The sequence below is a fragment of the Prevotella sp. MGM2 genome (genome assembly GCF_002933955.1).
Classification (GTDB): Bacteria; Bacteroidota; Bacteroidia; order Bacteroidales; family Bacteroidaceae; genus Alloprevotella.
Genome location: NZ_BEWW01000298.1, coordinates 1 through 14,465 on the forward strand (window position 1 = coordinate 1; position 14,465 = coordinate 14,465).

General features: G+C 54.3%; 14 protein-coding genes. All 14 read left to right on the plus strand.

Annotation, left to right across the window (positions count from 1 at the left end; all coding sequences use genetic code 11):
* Nucleotides 1-257: 257 nt before the first annotated feature.
* The 14 genes from C5S62_RS10610 (at nucleotide 258) to C5S62_RS10675 (ending at nucleotide 14,268) form a co-directional block, all read left to right on the plus strand.
* Complete coding sequence (locus tag C5S62_RS10610) at nucleotides 258-1,133, plus strand: ABC transporter permease (protein ID WP_104405353.1); 876 nt, start codon at nucleotides 258-260, stop codon at nucleotides 1,131-1,133.
* A 58-nt stretch (nucleotides 1,134-1,191) separates the two neighbouring features.
* Nucleotides 1,192-1,449, plus strand: a complete 258-nt coding sequence (locus tag C5S62_RS10615; protein WP_104405354.1) for a DUF3098 domain-containing protein — start codon at nucleotides 1,192-1,194, stop codon at nucleotides 1,447-1,449.
* A gap of 15 nt (nucleotides 1,450-1,464) precedes the next feature.
* Nucleotides 1,465-2,289 (plus strand): undecaprenyl-diphosphate phosphatase, encoded by an 825-nt coding sequence (locus C5S62_RS10620; protein WP_104405355.1) that lies wholly within the window; start codon nucleotides 1,465-1,467, stop codon nucleotides 2,287-2,289.
* Nucleotides 2,286-3,011, plus strand: a complete 726-nt coding sequence (gene truB, locus C5S62_RS10625; RefSeq protein WP_104405356.1) for a tRNA pseudouridine(55) synthase TruB — start codon at nucleotides 2,286-2,288, stop codon at nucleotides 3,009-3,011. The genes C5S62_RS10620 and truB overlap by 4 nt, the downstream gene beginning before the upstream one ends.
* A 52-nt stretch (nucleotides 3,012-3,063) precedes the next feature.
* Complete coding sequence (gene queA / locus C5S62_RS10630) at nucleotides 3,064-4,116, plus strand: tRNA preQ1(34) S-adenosylmethionine ribosyltransferase-isomerase QueA (RefSeq protein WP_104405357.1); 1,053 nt, start codon at nucleotides 3,064-3,066, stop codon at nucleotides 4,114-4,116.
* A 24-nt stretch (nucleotides 4,117-4,140) separates the two neighbouring features.
* Nucleotides 4,141-5,040 (plus strand): 2-amino-4-hydroxy-6-hydroxymethyldihydropteridine diphosphokinase, encoded by a 900-nt coding sequence (folK, locus tag C5S62_RS14150; protein ID WP_190311583.1) that lies wholly within the window; start codon nucleotides 4,141-4,143, stop codon nucleotides 5,038-5,040.
* Nucleotides 5,041-5,129: 89 nt separating this feature from the next.
* On the plus strand, nucleotides 5,130-6,788 hold the full coding sequence (locus tag C5S62_RS10640) for an amino acid permease (RefSeq protein WP_104405358.1): 1,659 nt from the start codon (nucleotides 5,130-5,132) through the stop codon (nucleotides 6,786-6,788).
* A gap of 37 nt (nucleotides 6,789-6,825) precedes the next feature.
* Nucleotides 6,826-8,913, plus strand: a complete 2,088-nt coding sequence (locus C5S62_RS10645) for a GDSL-type esterase/lipase family protein (protein ID WP_104405359.1) — start codon at nucleotides 6,826-6,828, stop codon at nucleotides 8,911-8,913.
* A 364-nt stretch (nucleotides 8,914-9,277) separates the two neighbouring features.
* Nucleotides 9,278-10,060, plus strand: a complete 783-nt coding sequence (locus C5S62_RS10650; protein ID WP_104405360.1) for a polyphosphate polymerase domain-containing protein — start codon at nucleotides 9,278-9,280, stop codon at nucleotides 10,058-10,060.
* A gap of 64 nt (nucleotides 10,061-10,124) precedes the next feature.
* Nucleotides 10,125-10,790: a DUF4956 domain-containing protein gene (locus tag C5S62_RS10655; protein WP_104405361.1), complete on the plus strand. Its 666-nt coding sequence runs from the start codon at nucleotides 10,125-10,127 to the stop codon at nucleotides 10,788-10,790.
* A 32-nt stretch (nucleotides 10,791-10,822) separates the two neighbouring features.
* Nucleotides 10,823-11,656 carry a DUF2490 domain-containing protein gene (locus tag C5S62_RS10660; RefSeq protein WP_104405362.1) on the plus strand — a complete coding sequence of 278 codons (834 nt, stop codon included), beginning with the start codon at nucleotides 10,823-10,825 and terminating at the stop codon, nucleotides 11,654-11,656.
* A gap of 20 nt (nucleotides 11,657-11,676) precedes the next feature.
* Nucleotides 11,677-12,105: a hypothetical protein gene (locus tag C5S62_RS10665; RefSeq protein ID WP_104405363.1), complete on the plus strand. Its 429-nt coding sequence runs from the start codon at nucleotides 11,677-11,679 to the stop codon at nucleotides 12,103-12,105.
* Nucleotides 12,102-13,331 (plus strand): carbohydrate-binding domain-containing protein, encoded by a 1,230-nt coding sequence (locus C5S62_RS10670; RefSeq protein WP_104405364.1) that lies wholly within the window; start codon nucleotides 12,102-12,104, stop codon nucleotides 13,329-13,331. Before C5S62_RS10665 ends, C5S62_RS10670 begins: the two co-directional genes overlap by 4 nt.
* 364 nt (nucleotides 13,332-13,695) lie before the next feature.
* A complete protein-coding gene (locus C5S62_RS10675; protein WP_223301222.1) occupies nucleotides 13,696-14,268 on the plus strand; it encodes a superoxide dismutase in 573 nt (190 codons plus the stop codon).
* Nucleotides 14,269-14,465: the final 197 nt, after the last annotated feature.

Consider the following 14,465-nt stretch of genomic DNA (forward strand, 5'->3'; position numbering starts at 1 on the left):
AACACGCCGGAGTGTTTCGGAAAGTTAAATATGTTAAAGTCGTCGGCCGGAAAAAAGCTGAAGACAACCATTCAAACAATGGCTGAAAAAGCGAGACACCACAAAAGACAACCTCTCACAACCAAAAACTTTGTTAAAACAAAGCAGACAAATGCGAAAATACGTGCCAAATGTTGTATTTTTGTACGAATTTAAGGTGGAGTGTGTCCGGCCGGTCGCCGGCAGGGCAGCCACCCACCACCTATCCAAACTGAAATATGGCAAAGAAGAAAAAGAAAAACGGCGGCGCGCTGGGCAACATCACCTCGACCATCAGCACCACGATGGTACTCATACTGCTGGGCGCAGTGGTCATGTTTGTGACCATGGCTATGAACTTCAGCCGCTCTGTACGCGAAAACTTTACAGTGGAAGTGCTCCTTGACGACAGCATATCGACACGCGATCTCATGGCGCTCAAAAACGATCTCAAACGGATGCCCTGCACCAAGCAGGTGAACTACATCTCCAAGGAACAGGGTACCCGCGAAATGATGCGCGACCTTGACGGAGGGCCGGAAGATTTCCTCGGAGGCAGCCCCATTCCGGCCGAATACGAGGTGTTTCTCAAAGCCGAATACGCCAACAAGGACAGTCTGGCGCGCTACGTGACAGCCCTTCAGAAACGCCCTTACGTGAAGGAGGTGGTTTATCCGCTTGACCTCATGGCCACCATGAACCACACCATACACATCATATCGGGCGTGTTGCTGGCCGTGGCCGCACTGCTGGCTTTCGTGTCGTTCTCGCTCATCAACAACACGGTGCGCATGAGCATCTACGCCCGCCGTTTCTCCATACTCACCATGAAACTGGTAGGAGCCAAGTGGAGTTTCATACGCCGCCCCTTCATGGCGCGCGCCTTTTGGATAGGACTCATTGCCGCACTCGTGGCCGACGGGCTGCTGCTGGCCGGCATGCAGGCACTGATGCACATGAACGTCAACAACGAATTCGAGGTTATCACACCGCTCGTCATGGCGGCCACCTTGGGGAGCGTGCTCGTATGCGGCCTGATGCTCACGCTGCTCTGTACGTTCTTCTCTGTCAACCGCCACCTGCGCATGACCACCGATCAGGTGTATCTCAAATGACACCGGCCTGCACACCAACGGCCCTACAGCAAAGTAACAAAACATAAAAATCAAGAATATGAGCAACAAAAAAGTATTCGCTTTCGACCGCATGAACTTCATTCTGCTGGCCATCGGCATGGCCGTTGTCATTATCGGCTTCATACTGATGTCGGGCAGCGGCTCCACGGCCGAAGAGTTCAATCCTGCCATCTTCGACGCCCGGCGCATCAAAGTGGCACCGCTCGTGTGCTTCGCGGGTTACCTCTTCATCATCTTCGCCATCATCCGCAAACCACGCACCAGGAATGGCGGCCATGACAAGGCCGGAGAATAAAAAAGACCCGTACAGATGGATATTATTGAAGCACTCATCCTCGGACTGCTGCAAGGACTCACGGAATACCTGCCCGTGAGCAGCAGCGGCCATCTGGCCATAGGCTCCGCCCTCTTTGGAGTGGAAGCCGAAGAAAACATGATGTTCACCGTAGCCGTACACGTGGCAACAGTGCTGAGCACACTGGTGGTGCTGGGCGGCGAAATATGGAAAATACTCAAAGGCACCTGCTCACGGCCGGCCGGAGGACCGGGACTGGCCGGCCTGAACGGCGACCAGCGCTATGTGCTCAACATTCTGGTGTCGATGATACCCATCGGCATCGTAGGCGTATTTTTCAAAGACCACGTGAAGGCCGTCTTCGGCTCAGGGCTCACGGTAGTGGGCTGCTGCCTGCTGGTGACGGCAGCGCTGCTGGCCTTTTCCTACTACGCCCAGCCGCGGCAAAAGGAGCAAATATCCCTGCGCGACGCGTTCATCATAGGTCTTTCCCAAGCTTTGGCCGTACTGCCCGGCCTGAGCCGGTCGGGCACAACGATTGCTACCGGCCTCATGCTGGGCAACAAGAAAACGGCCATGGCGCAATTCTCATTTCTCATGGTCATCCCCCCCATTTTGGGCGAGGCCTTGCTCGACCTTAAAGACGCTGCGGAAAACGGCATCAGCGAAGCCTTTAACGGATTGTCAGCCAGCGCACTTGCCGTAGGCTTCATAGCAGCCTTTGTGGCTGGCATCATCGCCTGCAAGTGGATGATAAGCATCGTCAGCAAAGGCAAACTGATTTACTTTGCCTGGTACTGTCTGGCAGCAGGTATTCTCACTCTAATATTCGGCCGATGAATTTCCTGACAGGACAGATACTGGCATTCGAAAAACCACTGGGCATGACATCGTTCGGCCTGGTGGCCAAAGTGCGCTGGCTGCTGACGCGCCGCATGGGCGGAAAAAAAATCAAAGTAGGCCATGCCGGCACACTCGACCCTTTGGCTTCGGGCGTAATGATTATATGCACCGGTCGGGCCACCAAACAGATAGAACAGTTGCAGGCTGGCGTGAAAGAATACATAGCCACGTTGCGTCTCGGAGCCACCACACCGAGCTTTGACCTCGAGCACGACATTGACGCCACCTTCCCGACCGCACACATCACCGAAGCGGCCGTAAGGCAAGTCCTTACGCAGTTCATTGGAGAAATCATGCAAGTACCGCCCGCATTCTCGGCCTGCAAGGTAGACGGCAAGCGCGCCTATGACCTGGCGCGCAAGGGAAAAGACGTTGAACTCAAAGCCAAGCCCCTGCGCATTGACGAAATAGAATTGTTGCGTTGCGAACTCGGCCATGAGGAACACCCTCAAATCACCATCCGCGTGATCTGCTCCAAGGGTACGTACATTCGCGCGCTGGCGCGCGACATCGGTCAGGCCTTGAAGAGCGGCGCCCATCTCACGGCGCTGCGCCGCACCCGCGTGGGCAGTTACGGCGAAGAGACCTGCTTCACACTCGAAAATTTTGAAAAGTGGCTGGAAGGCATCGAAGTGGAAACTGATTTGCCCCGAAACTGACGCACGCACACATTATATATAATATTACGTAGAAAAACAACCCGCAAGTTATATGAAACTTTCCCAATTCAAATTCAAACTTCCCGACGAAAAAATAGCCCAGTATCCGGCCCCCCACCGCGATGAATGCCGCATGATGGTGCTCCACCGAAAAACGGGTGAGATAGAACACAAAATGTTCAAAGACGTGCTCGACTACTTCGACGAACACGATGTCTTCGTCTTCAACGACACAAAAGTATTTCCCGCCCGCCTTTACGGCAACAAGGAAAAAACGGGAGCGCGCATCGAGGTATTCCTCCTGCGCGAACTGAATCAGGAACTGCGTTTGTGGGACGTACTCGTTGACCCGGCGCGCAAAATACGCATCGGCAACAAACTCTACTTCGGCGAAGACAACTCCATCGTAGCCGAAGTCATAGACAACACCACTAGCCGCGGACGTACCTTGCGTTTCCTCTACGACGGTGACCACGAAGAATTCAAGCGCTCACTCTACGCTCTGGGAGAAGCACCCGTTCCACGATTCGTAGGCCGCGGTTCGGAACCGGAAGACCTGGAACGTTTCCAATGCATATTCGCCAAACACGAAGGAGCTGTTACAGCACCGACAGCCGGCATGCACTTCTCACGAGAACTCATGAAGCGAATGGAAATCAAGGGCATAGACTTTGCCTACATCACCCTTCACTGCGGACTTGGCAACTTCCGCAACACAGACGTGGAAGACCTTACCAAACACAAAATGGACTCCGAACAGATATTTGTGCAGGAGGAATGCTGCCGCATTATCAACGACGCCAAGGACAACGAACACAAAATCGTAGCCGTGGGCACAACCGTACAACGCGCGCTGGAAGCCTGCGTGGGCACAAACAGCCGCATAAAGGCATTCGAAGGCTGGACCAACAAATTCATATTCCCACCCTACGACTTCACCGTAGCCGACGCCATGCTCTCAAACTTCCACCTCCCCTACTCCACGCTACTCATGCTCACAGCGGCTTTCGGAGACTACGACTACACGATGGAAGCCTACGATGTAGCCCTGCGCGAAGACTACAAATTCGGACCATTCGGCGATGTGATGCTCATCGTGGACTGACATATTTTTTTCACCTTACAGCACATGCTACTCTATGTAGGTTTGGGCGCCAACATCGGCGACCGCGAAAAAAACATCAAAACAGCCGTGAAAGCACTCGGCGAGCGCATCGGTGCGCCCGTCGGGTGCTCTTCTTTCTTTGTAACACGCCCCGTCGGGTTCATATCCGAAAACATGTTTCTCAACGCAGTAGCGGTTTTCGAAACAGAACTCTCGCCAACCGAACTGCTCGCCGCCACGCAGGACGTAGAACGCCGGATGGGACGCACCATCAAAAGTGCCGGCGGCGTATACACCGACCGTGTGATAGACATCGATTTGCTTCTGCTCGGCAACACCGTAGTCGAAACCGACAAGCTCATACTGCCGCATCCCCTCCTGCAAGAACGCCGCTTCGTGCTCGAACTGCTCCACGAACTGGCACCCGAACTCAAACATCCTCTGAGGAGACAAACCGTAACGGAAATGCTCCGCAATCTGAACAAGGCCGACATCCGATTACTCAGCGCCGAAGAGTGCCCCACGGCAACCGAAGCCGTCAACCGACTTTTACCACAACTCAGCCAACAAGCCACTCCACTCACTGCCACAGACCTTTACCGCCTCGTAAAAAACGAAACGACATACGTCTACATCGTCCGTGACGAGACTGCAAACATCTGCGGAATGGCCACATTGTGCCTCTGTGCCTCCCCTACGGGCGTCAAAGCCTGGATAGAAGATGTTGTCGTAGACGAAACTTGCCGCGAAAGAGGATATGCCCGACAACTCATCGAGACATTGAAATCCGAAGCGACACATTTACAAGCCAAATCGCTCAATCTCACCTCGCGTCCCCTCCGCACAGCAGCCAATGCGCTTTACAGAAATGCAGGGTTCGCGTTGCGCGACACTAACGTATACCGGTTACAGACAGATCTATAGAAGCGACAAGCAGACATACCGCCGTTCAAAAGAAATGTATTCCAGTTACAATCCGGCGTATTTCCATTATTAAAAGATTATTTCCTTTCATGGGCATATTCATCAGAAAATCATTTACACTTCTTCAGGCCGAAGCTGCCGGCAACGGAAAAGGAACGCTACGCCGCGTTCTCGGTCCCATCGGACTGATAGCCTTCGGCGTCGGCGTTATCATCGGTGCAGGACTATTCTCCATAACAGGCGCGGTAGCCGCCGAATACACCGGACCGGCCATCACGCTTTCATTTGCCATTGCCGCCATCGGGTGCGCCTTTGCCGGTTTGTGCTACGCCGAATTCGCGTCAATGATTCCCATAGCCGGCAGTGCCTACACCTATTCTTACGCCACGATGGGCGAACTGATTGCCTGGATCATCGGTTGGGATTTGATTTTAGAATACACTGTGGCAGCCATTACCGTAAGCATTTCGTGGAGCCAATACTTCGTAAAATTTCTCCAAGGTGTCGGCATCTCCTTGCCGCACGAACTGACCGCCTGTCCGTGGGACGGCGGCATCATCAACATACCCGCAGCGGCCATCGTCATAATCATGAGCCTTTTCCTCATACGCGGCACCCGCGAGAGTTCCCTCATCAACAATATCATTGTATTGCTCAAGGTAGCCGTCATACTTGTTTTCGTATTCCTCGGCTGGCGCTATATCGACACGGCCAACTACACGCCTTATCTTCCCGACAATGCCGGCCAAATAGGCCAGTACGGCTGGAGCGGCGTATTGCGAGGCGCCGCCATCGTATTCTTCGCCTTTCTCGGCTTCGATGCAGTGAGCACCGCCGCACAGGAAACGCGGAACCCCAAACGCAACATGCCGCTGGGCATACTCCTCTCGCTGCTCATCTGCACTATCCTCTACATGGTGTTTGCCCATGTCATGACAGGCGTAGCCAACTATCGCGAATTTGCCGGACAGGAAGGTATCGCTCCCGTAGCCATCGCCATCGACCACATGGGGACGGTTGCAGGCAACGGCGCGGTTGTCCCCGACTTTCCCTGGCTTAACAAAGCCGTAGTGCTGGCCATTCTTGTGGGCTACTGCTCTGTCATTCTCGTATTGCTCATGGCCCAGAGCCGCATTTTCATGTCGATGAGTCACGACGGATTGCTGCCACCCGTATTCTCGAAAATACACCGCCGCTTCCGCACGCCTTGGCGCAACAACCTCATCTGCATGAGCGTAGTGGCCTCGCTTGCAGCCCTCATTCCTGCCCGCATGGCCGGCGAGATGACGAGCATCGGCACCTTGCTGGCCTTCACGCTGGTATGTGCCGGCGTGCTCATCGTGCGCAAGACAATGCCCCACGTGCCCCGCACCTTCCGCACACCGCTGGTTCCGTTCGTACCCGTTGCCGGCATTCTCACGTGCCTGAGCCTGATGATATTCCTTCCCGCCGACACTTGGATACGCCTGGTTCTGTGGATGCTCATCGGCATTGACATCTACAGCCACTACGGTTTGCGCCACAGCAGCCTCGAAACCGGCGTAGCGCGCCGCCGCGGCGTGAGCATTCTCTACATGCTCGGGCTGGCGCTCTCGGGGCTCTGCATCATCACAGGCCTTTGGCACCAACAGTCCGCCGGATGGACTTCCGACCATACCATGCTCATCGTAGCCGTTGTTTTCGGCCTGCTGCATGTAGCCTATTACATCATCCGCCTGTGGAAGCACACAGAAGAAACCCGCCATTGAAAAAATCATCCCGTCATCAAAACAAACACACTGATACATGAAAAAAAATTATTTCCTATTACTCACGCTGCTGCTCTGCCTGCCATTGAGCGGCCGCCAACGGCTGAAAGTAGCCTGCGTAGGTAACAGCGTCACCTACGGCATGGGACTGCCCAACCGAGAAAAAGAATCATATCCCACACGCCTGCAGGAAATGCTCGGACCGGATTATGAAGTACGCAACTTCGGCCACAGCGGCTCCACACTCCTGAACCGCGGCCACCGGCCTTACGTAAAAGTGCCCGAATACCGCCAGGCCCTCGACTTCAAGGCCGACATCGTTGTCATCCACCTCGGCCTTAACGACACCGACCCCCGCAACTGGCCGCAACACCGCGACGATTTCGTTGCCGACTATCACGCCCTCATCGACTCCTTCCGCACAGCCAATCCCCACGCCCGGGTGTGGATATGCCTCATGACACCCATATTCCACGACCACCGGCGTTTCGACAGCGGCACGCGTGAATGGCACGCACTTATTCAGGACCACATCCGCCTCGTGGCCGAAGGCGCCGGAACGGGCCTCATCGACCTCTACACCCCCCTCCACCGCCGGCCCGACCTCTTTCCCGACGCACTGCACCCCAACGCCGAAGGCGCCGAAATTCTGGCACACACCGTATATGGTGCGCTGACAGGCAACTACGGCGGACTGCAACTGCCGGTAACATACGGCGACGGCATGGTGCTCCAGCGCAACCAGCCTCTTACCATCAACGGCACAGCCAACGCCGGAGAACGTGTCAAAGTGAAATTCCTGGGACGCAAGCTCACTGCCACAGCCGGCAGCAACGGATCATGGAGCGTAAGCCTCCCTCCGCAACCTGCCGGAGGCCCCTACGAAATGCACATTGAAGCCGGCAACCGACACGTCACATTCAAGGACGTATGGCTGGGCGAAGTGTGGCTCTGCTCCGGACAGTCGAACATGGAAATGCGCCTGCGCCAAATCGCCACCGCCGCCGAAGACATTGCCGCCGCCGACAAAGCCACCCGCCTGCATCTCTACAACATGCCTTCCATAGAGCCGACCTATGCCAAGGAATGGGCCGCCGAACGGCTCGATTCCGTCAACCGCCTGCTCTACGTCATGCCAGGCCGCTGGGAGCGCAGCAGCGCCGCCACCGCAGGCAACTTCTCAGCCATTGCCTACAACTTCGGCCGGCAGCTGGCCGACAGTCTGGGCTGCCATGTGGGACTCATCAGCAACGCCGTGGGAGGCTCATGCACCGAGAACTGGATTGACCGCGCCATGCTGGAACGCGAACTGCCGGCCATCCTGCGCAACTGGAAAGAGAACGACCACATCATGGACTGGGCGCGCGACCGCGCCAAACTCAACATCAAGCAAGCCGCCAACCCGCGACAACGCCATCCCTACGAACCGGCCTACCTCTTCGAGAGTGCCATCCTGCCGCTCAAAGACTACGCCATCGGCGGCGTACTGTGGTATCAGGGCGAATCGAACGCGCATAACATAGAACTCCACGAACGACTCTTCAACATGCTCCAGCGCAGCTGGCGCGCCTACTGGCAGCGTCCCGACCTGCCTTTCTACTTCGTGCAGCTGTCGAGCATCGCCACACGTCCCTCGTGGCCTCACTTCCGCGACAGCCAGCGACGGCTGGCCGACACGCTGCCGCACACGTGGATGGCCGTTTCGTCAGACCTGGGCGACTCTCTCGACGTACATCCGCGCCACAAGCGTGAGGTATCCGACCGCCTGGTACGCTCCGCCCTTGCCCACACTTACGGGTACAGGCTCTGCTCCTCAGGCCCCGAATACGCAGGAACTGTGCGCGAGGGCAAAACCCTCCGCCTGACCTTCCGCCATGCCGACGGTCTGCAAGCGGCCGGCGGAGCCAAAGAACTGACAGGCTTTGAAGTGGCAGGCAGCGACGGCCTGTTCCACGCCGCCACGGCACGCATAGAAGGAGAGACCATCGTTGTGAAAAATCCCGAAGTGTCCGTGCCGTGTGCCGTGCGCTACGGCTGGCAACCCTTCACACGGGCCAACCTCGTCAACCGGTACGGTCTGCCGGCCTCGACCTTCGCCGGCAAGACATCGGATTTTCAATTTTAACATTTCTTGCGTTCCGCCGGAAATTATCGTTACTTTGTAACAGCCAAGCGGGACTTCCTTGTGGAAAGTCCCGCTTTTTCAGTGCTTTTCAGCTGGAATAAAGGAAAAAAACGCCGTATTTCTTCCCGAAATTCCCCGTATTCGAATTCAAAATCCAAGTATTCGAGTTAAAATTCCAATAAGGACTTTTTCTCCTCCACTATTTACAAGCTATGTTTTAACACGCCAAAGTGTTACGGAAAGTTAAAAATGTTAAAGTCGGGAAGGCCCTTCATTGACGTAACTTACCACTGTTTCATATTTATCGCATTTTCAAGCTATTCCTTTGGCAGGCAAACTTTTTTTATATATTTTTGCGGTTACTATGGAGAAAGCACTCGAACACCTGACCCCGCTGGTTTCCGCAATGCCACCCATCACGCTTGAAGAAATGTCAGCCATCCGGCTCATGAACCGGACAGACACCAAATTCGTCACCAATATCCCCACTTTGGGACGTTTGCTGAAAAAGGCGCAGGGACGGTATTACGTGCAGGACACGTGCGGTCACCGCATCAGTCCTTACAGCACTACCTACTGGGACGAGCCTGAACATCACAGAATGTTCCGCAACCACCACTGCGGACATTGGCCGCGCACAAAAGTACGCGTGCGCACTTACCTCGACACACACGACACTTTCCTCGAAATAAAAAAGAAAGACAACCACGGCCTGACACGCAAGAAACGCGTAGCCGTACCCTCACTCGAGGAGGTCATCGACAAACAGGCCGGAGAAGAGTTTCTCAAAAGCATATCAGGCTATTCGTTCAACGAGATAACCCCTACGCTGGGCAACCGCTTCAACCGCATCACACTGGTGAATTTCGACAAAACGGAACGGCTAACCATCGACTTCGGCCTGCACTTCTACAACTACGAGACAAAACTTGAAGCCGACATGGCCGACATCGCCATCATTGAGCTCAAGCGCGACGGACGCGTGCCATCGCCCATCCTGCCCCTGCTGCGCGAACTGCGCATAAAGCCGGCCGGCTTCAGCAAGTACTGCATAGGCACCTCCATAACCAACAGCAATCTGAATCAGAACCGCTTCAAGCCACGGCTGAGGAAAATCGACAAAATAGCCCGCAAGCATTCCCTCTGACCTGCCGGCACAAAAGAAAAGCTACACCCACCTCACTAAAAAACACCTCTATCTTTACTAACTCATGCAATACCTACAACAAATCTTCAGCGAAAACTTCTGCAACCTCAACGGACTCATGGAAATGAGCCTGCGTTTCTTCTTCAACTTCGCCATCGTCTGGTTCATCGTCCACGTGTTCTACTATCCCAAGGGCCGGCGGCGCGACTACTACTTCACCTTTCTGCTCCTCTCCGTGAGCATCTTCATGCTCATCTATCTCATGGACGGCTCCAACCTCCAGATAGGCGCCGCGCTCGGACTGTTCGCCGTCTTCGGCATCATACGCTACCGCACAGAGAGCGTGCCCATCCGCGAAATGACCTATCTCTTCTTCCTGGTAGCCCTCTCCGTGCTCAACGGCACCAAAGCCGACCTCAGCCTGGTGGAACGCATCGCAGCCAACCTCATGCTGGTAGCAACCGTATGGGGAGCCGAAAACTACCTGCTGGCCAGTAAAGTGGGATGCAAGTTCGTACGCTACGACAACATCGACCTCATCACACCCGAACGCTACAACGACCTGAAAGCCGACCTCGAGAAACGACTCGGCCTCGATATCGTACGCATCGAAGTCGGAGCCGTCGACTTCCTCACCGACATGACCATGCTGCGCGTGTTCTACAAAGACAATTCGGCCACCATAAAATCAGTGGACCGCATACTGAAACTCCCCAACGAGAACATCTGAAAACCAATCATCCACCCACTCCCCACACAAACATGAATCTCAGGAACCTTCCCCTACGACTACTCCTGCTTCCCCTCTCACTGTCGGCAGCAACGGCCGCAGCCGGCGATGACTTCGGCATTTGGACCGGCATATCGGCAGAGAAAAAAATCAACAGGAAATTCTCCGCCGAAGCGGGCATTGACTTCCGGGCCGAACAGCAACTGAAAAGCGCCGCACGCTGGAACGCCTCAATCGGCATAGGCTACAAACCCCTGAAATGGCTCAGAATGGGAGCTGGATACTCCTATATCTACGACCGCTCACCACAAGAAAGCAAAGTGAACTACAACAAAACGGGCACACGCCGCAACGGCTACAACGTTGACCACGGCTTTTGGCGCTCTAAACATCGCCTCTACTTCAATATAACGGGAAAAATAGACGCGGGGCGGTTCACCTTCAGTCTTCGCGAGCGGTATATGTACACCCACCACATGAAAGCCGACTGCATACGCGACCGCTACCGCGACCCGTTGCAGGGCGGATACAACGGACCGACCTATACGTGGAATGGCGAACAGTTCATGAATTTCGAACAAGTGGACAATCCCAGGAAAGCCAAAAATGTCCACTACCTCCGTTCACGCCTGCAAATGTCCTACAACATCCGCCACTGCCCTCTCGAGCCTTTCGTATCCTATGAGTTCAGCAACGACCTGAGCAACGCGCTCCACCTCGACAAAACACGTCTGATGGCAGGAAGCGACTGGAAAATCAACAAAAAGCACACCCTGTCGGTAGCCTACGTATACCAAAACGGCGCAGACGACGATGCCAGCAACGACATACACGTGATAGACATCGGCTATAAATTCAAATTCTAAGCAACAACCTCCCCCCCCTTATGAAAAAACATTTCCTCACCATCGCCGCTACGCTGGCTTTCGCCGCGAATGCTCAGGCGCAGAAGGCGGACTACCTGACTTTCCAAACCACCGACGGCACGGAGAAAAGTATTACTGCCAGCGGCCTGAAGATAACGTTCAAGAACGGCATGCTTACCGCTAGCAACGGCACGGATACACAAACTTTCAGTCTCCCGTTGCTGAGCAGAATGTTCTTCTCCGCCACACCCACCGGCATTAGCGCCACTACGGCCGGCAACGAAGCAACGGCAAGCATCGTCGGAGGGAAATTAATTGTCAACGCACCGGCCGGGACTTCCGTTACGGTTTATACCGCCGACGGCCGCCGTGCCAATCCTTCCCGTTTGGAAAAAGGAATATATATAGTCCGCCTCGGCAATAAAACCCTCAAATTGACGGCACAATGAAACGACTCGTACTTTTTATGCTTATTGGTGTGACAACGGCTGTAACTGCCGCGGCACAGACTTTAAAGATACATAGTGGACCAGTGACAGTTGCCGTTCCTGCAAATCAGGCCGGTGATATGACTTATAGCGACGGAACTTTTCTTACCGTAATGGGAAAAAGCTGGGATATAGCTGTGATAGACAGCATTACGGTGGATAATTCCGAGGTTACGGACAATGCCGTGGACATTACTTACAACGGCGCCTCGGCCCATGTCACTGTGGCGGGCAACGTTGCCCCGAAGCTGGCCGTTACGGTGAGTGGCGCGGATGTCAGCGTCATTGCGGCCGCCGACCTTCAGGAAGAGGTTTTCTATACGTTGAGCGGTACGTCGGATGACGGTTCTTTTTTCATGGACGGTGAGTTTAAGGCGACTGTTACGTTGAATAACCTGTCGCTTTCCAACCGGCGGGCCGGAGCTATAGACATTGCCAACGGCAAGCGCATAGACGTTATTCTTCCTACGGGAACGACCACGACGCTTACCGATGGTACGGGGGGCGTGCATAAGGCGTGTTTCTTCGTCAACGGGCATCCTGAATTTGGCGGTGGCGGTCGCCTTGTCCTTACGGGCAATACCAAGCACGCCTTTGCCTCCGATGAATATACCCGTCTCAAAAAGGATTTCGGCACGATAGAGGTTCTCCGCGCGGAGAACGACGGCATGCACGTTGAGCAGTATTTCAAGATGGAGGGCGGTACTGTCAATATCAGAGGTACAAAAGGCGACTGCGTGGACGTGTCGGCGACGAAGAATATCACGGACGAGTTTAACGGACAGGTGTTCATTGAAGGCGGCAGTCTGACGATGGACGTGGCTGCCGATGACGTGAAGGGTCTCAAGAGCGATGCTGAATTCACCATTTCGGGCGGCACCGTTACGGCTTCGGTTTCCGGTCTTGGCACAAAAGGCATCAGTTCCGGAGGGAATCTGCTGATAAACCAGACTTCAGGGAACGCCTCTCTGGTTAAGATGACGGTGACGGGAACCACTTATATGTCCGGCGATCCCCTGCTGGAGTCGAAGTGTCGCGGCATCAAGGTGAAAGGCGAATTTACCTTTGATGGCGGAACCATAGACATCATAGCCACGGGTGCGAAGAGCAAGGCCATCAGTTGCGACGGGAATTATTACTACAGGAGCGGGAGTATCAACTGCTACGTGGACGCTCCCAACGCTTGAGGCGAAAACGCCGTCACCAATATGGCCGGCGGGTCTTTGTATTGTTTCAGAAAACGGCCTTATTCGTTTTAGTAGTTTAATGCCGGCATATTCGAAAGAACATGCCGGCATTTTTTACATTTTGTGCTTTTATTTAGGGAAAGTGCCGTATCATTTATGCTTTGCTAAGACGGTGGCTGGAAGTTAAGACTTACCTTTGCCAAAGCAGTTGTGTCGCGTACAGCTGCCGCAGTTTACTCCGCGCGGTGCGGGTCTGCATCATTTTAATTTTAAAAACCACAACAGCATGAAACGATTACTTCTCTCTACGCTCCTGCTTTCCTTTTTTCTAGGCCTGCCGGCACAAACCGGCCGTTTCAGCCTTATGAAACTGCCCTATGCCACCAATGCTCTCGAACCGGCTATAAGCCGCCATACAATGGAATTGCACCATGGCAAGCATCTGGCCACTTATGTGGCGAACCTTAATGAACTCATAGCCGGTACGGAATACGAGAAAATGCCTCTTGAGGAAATCATGACCAAAGCCTCCGGCCCTATTTTTAACAATGCGGGCCAAATGCTCAATCACAATCTTTACTTCACGCAATTTTCTCCGCATGGCGGCGGGAGCCCGAAGGGTGCTTTGGGCAAAGCCATCGAGCGGCAGTGGGGTAGTTTTGAAAATTTCAAAACCGAGTTCATAAAACGCGGCACGGCCCTTTTCGGCTCGGGATGGGTGTGGTTGGCACAAGCTGAGGACGGCACTCTCCTTATCTTGCAGGAAGCAGGGGGCAACAACCCCATAGCCAAAGGCCAAACGCCTCTTCTAGGTTTTGACGTCTGGGAGCATGCCTATTATCTGGACTATCAGAACCGCCGTGCCGAACATCTTTCGGCACTTTGGGGTGTTGTGCACTGGCCTACGGTTGAAAAAAGATATGAGGTACGGCCATGAATGGTTTTCCGCCGCTTTTCAGAAGGGCGACATGCCGTTGTCGGGAGGTTGTGAACCGTTTTTTTAACGCCTCTGCGCTTTTAACACTATTTGCTTTCCGCCGGAAAATATCGTATCTTTGTAACAGCGGGGCGGGACTTCCTTATGGGAAGTCCCGCTTTTTCAGTGTTTTTCAGCCGGAATGAAGGAGAAAACCG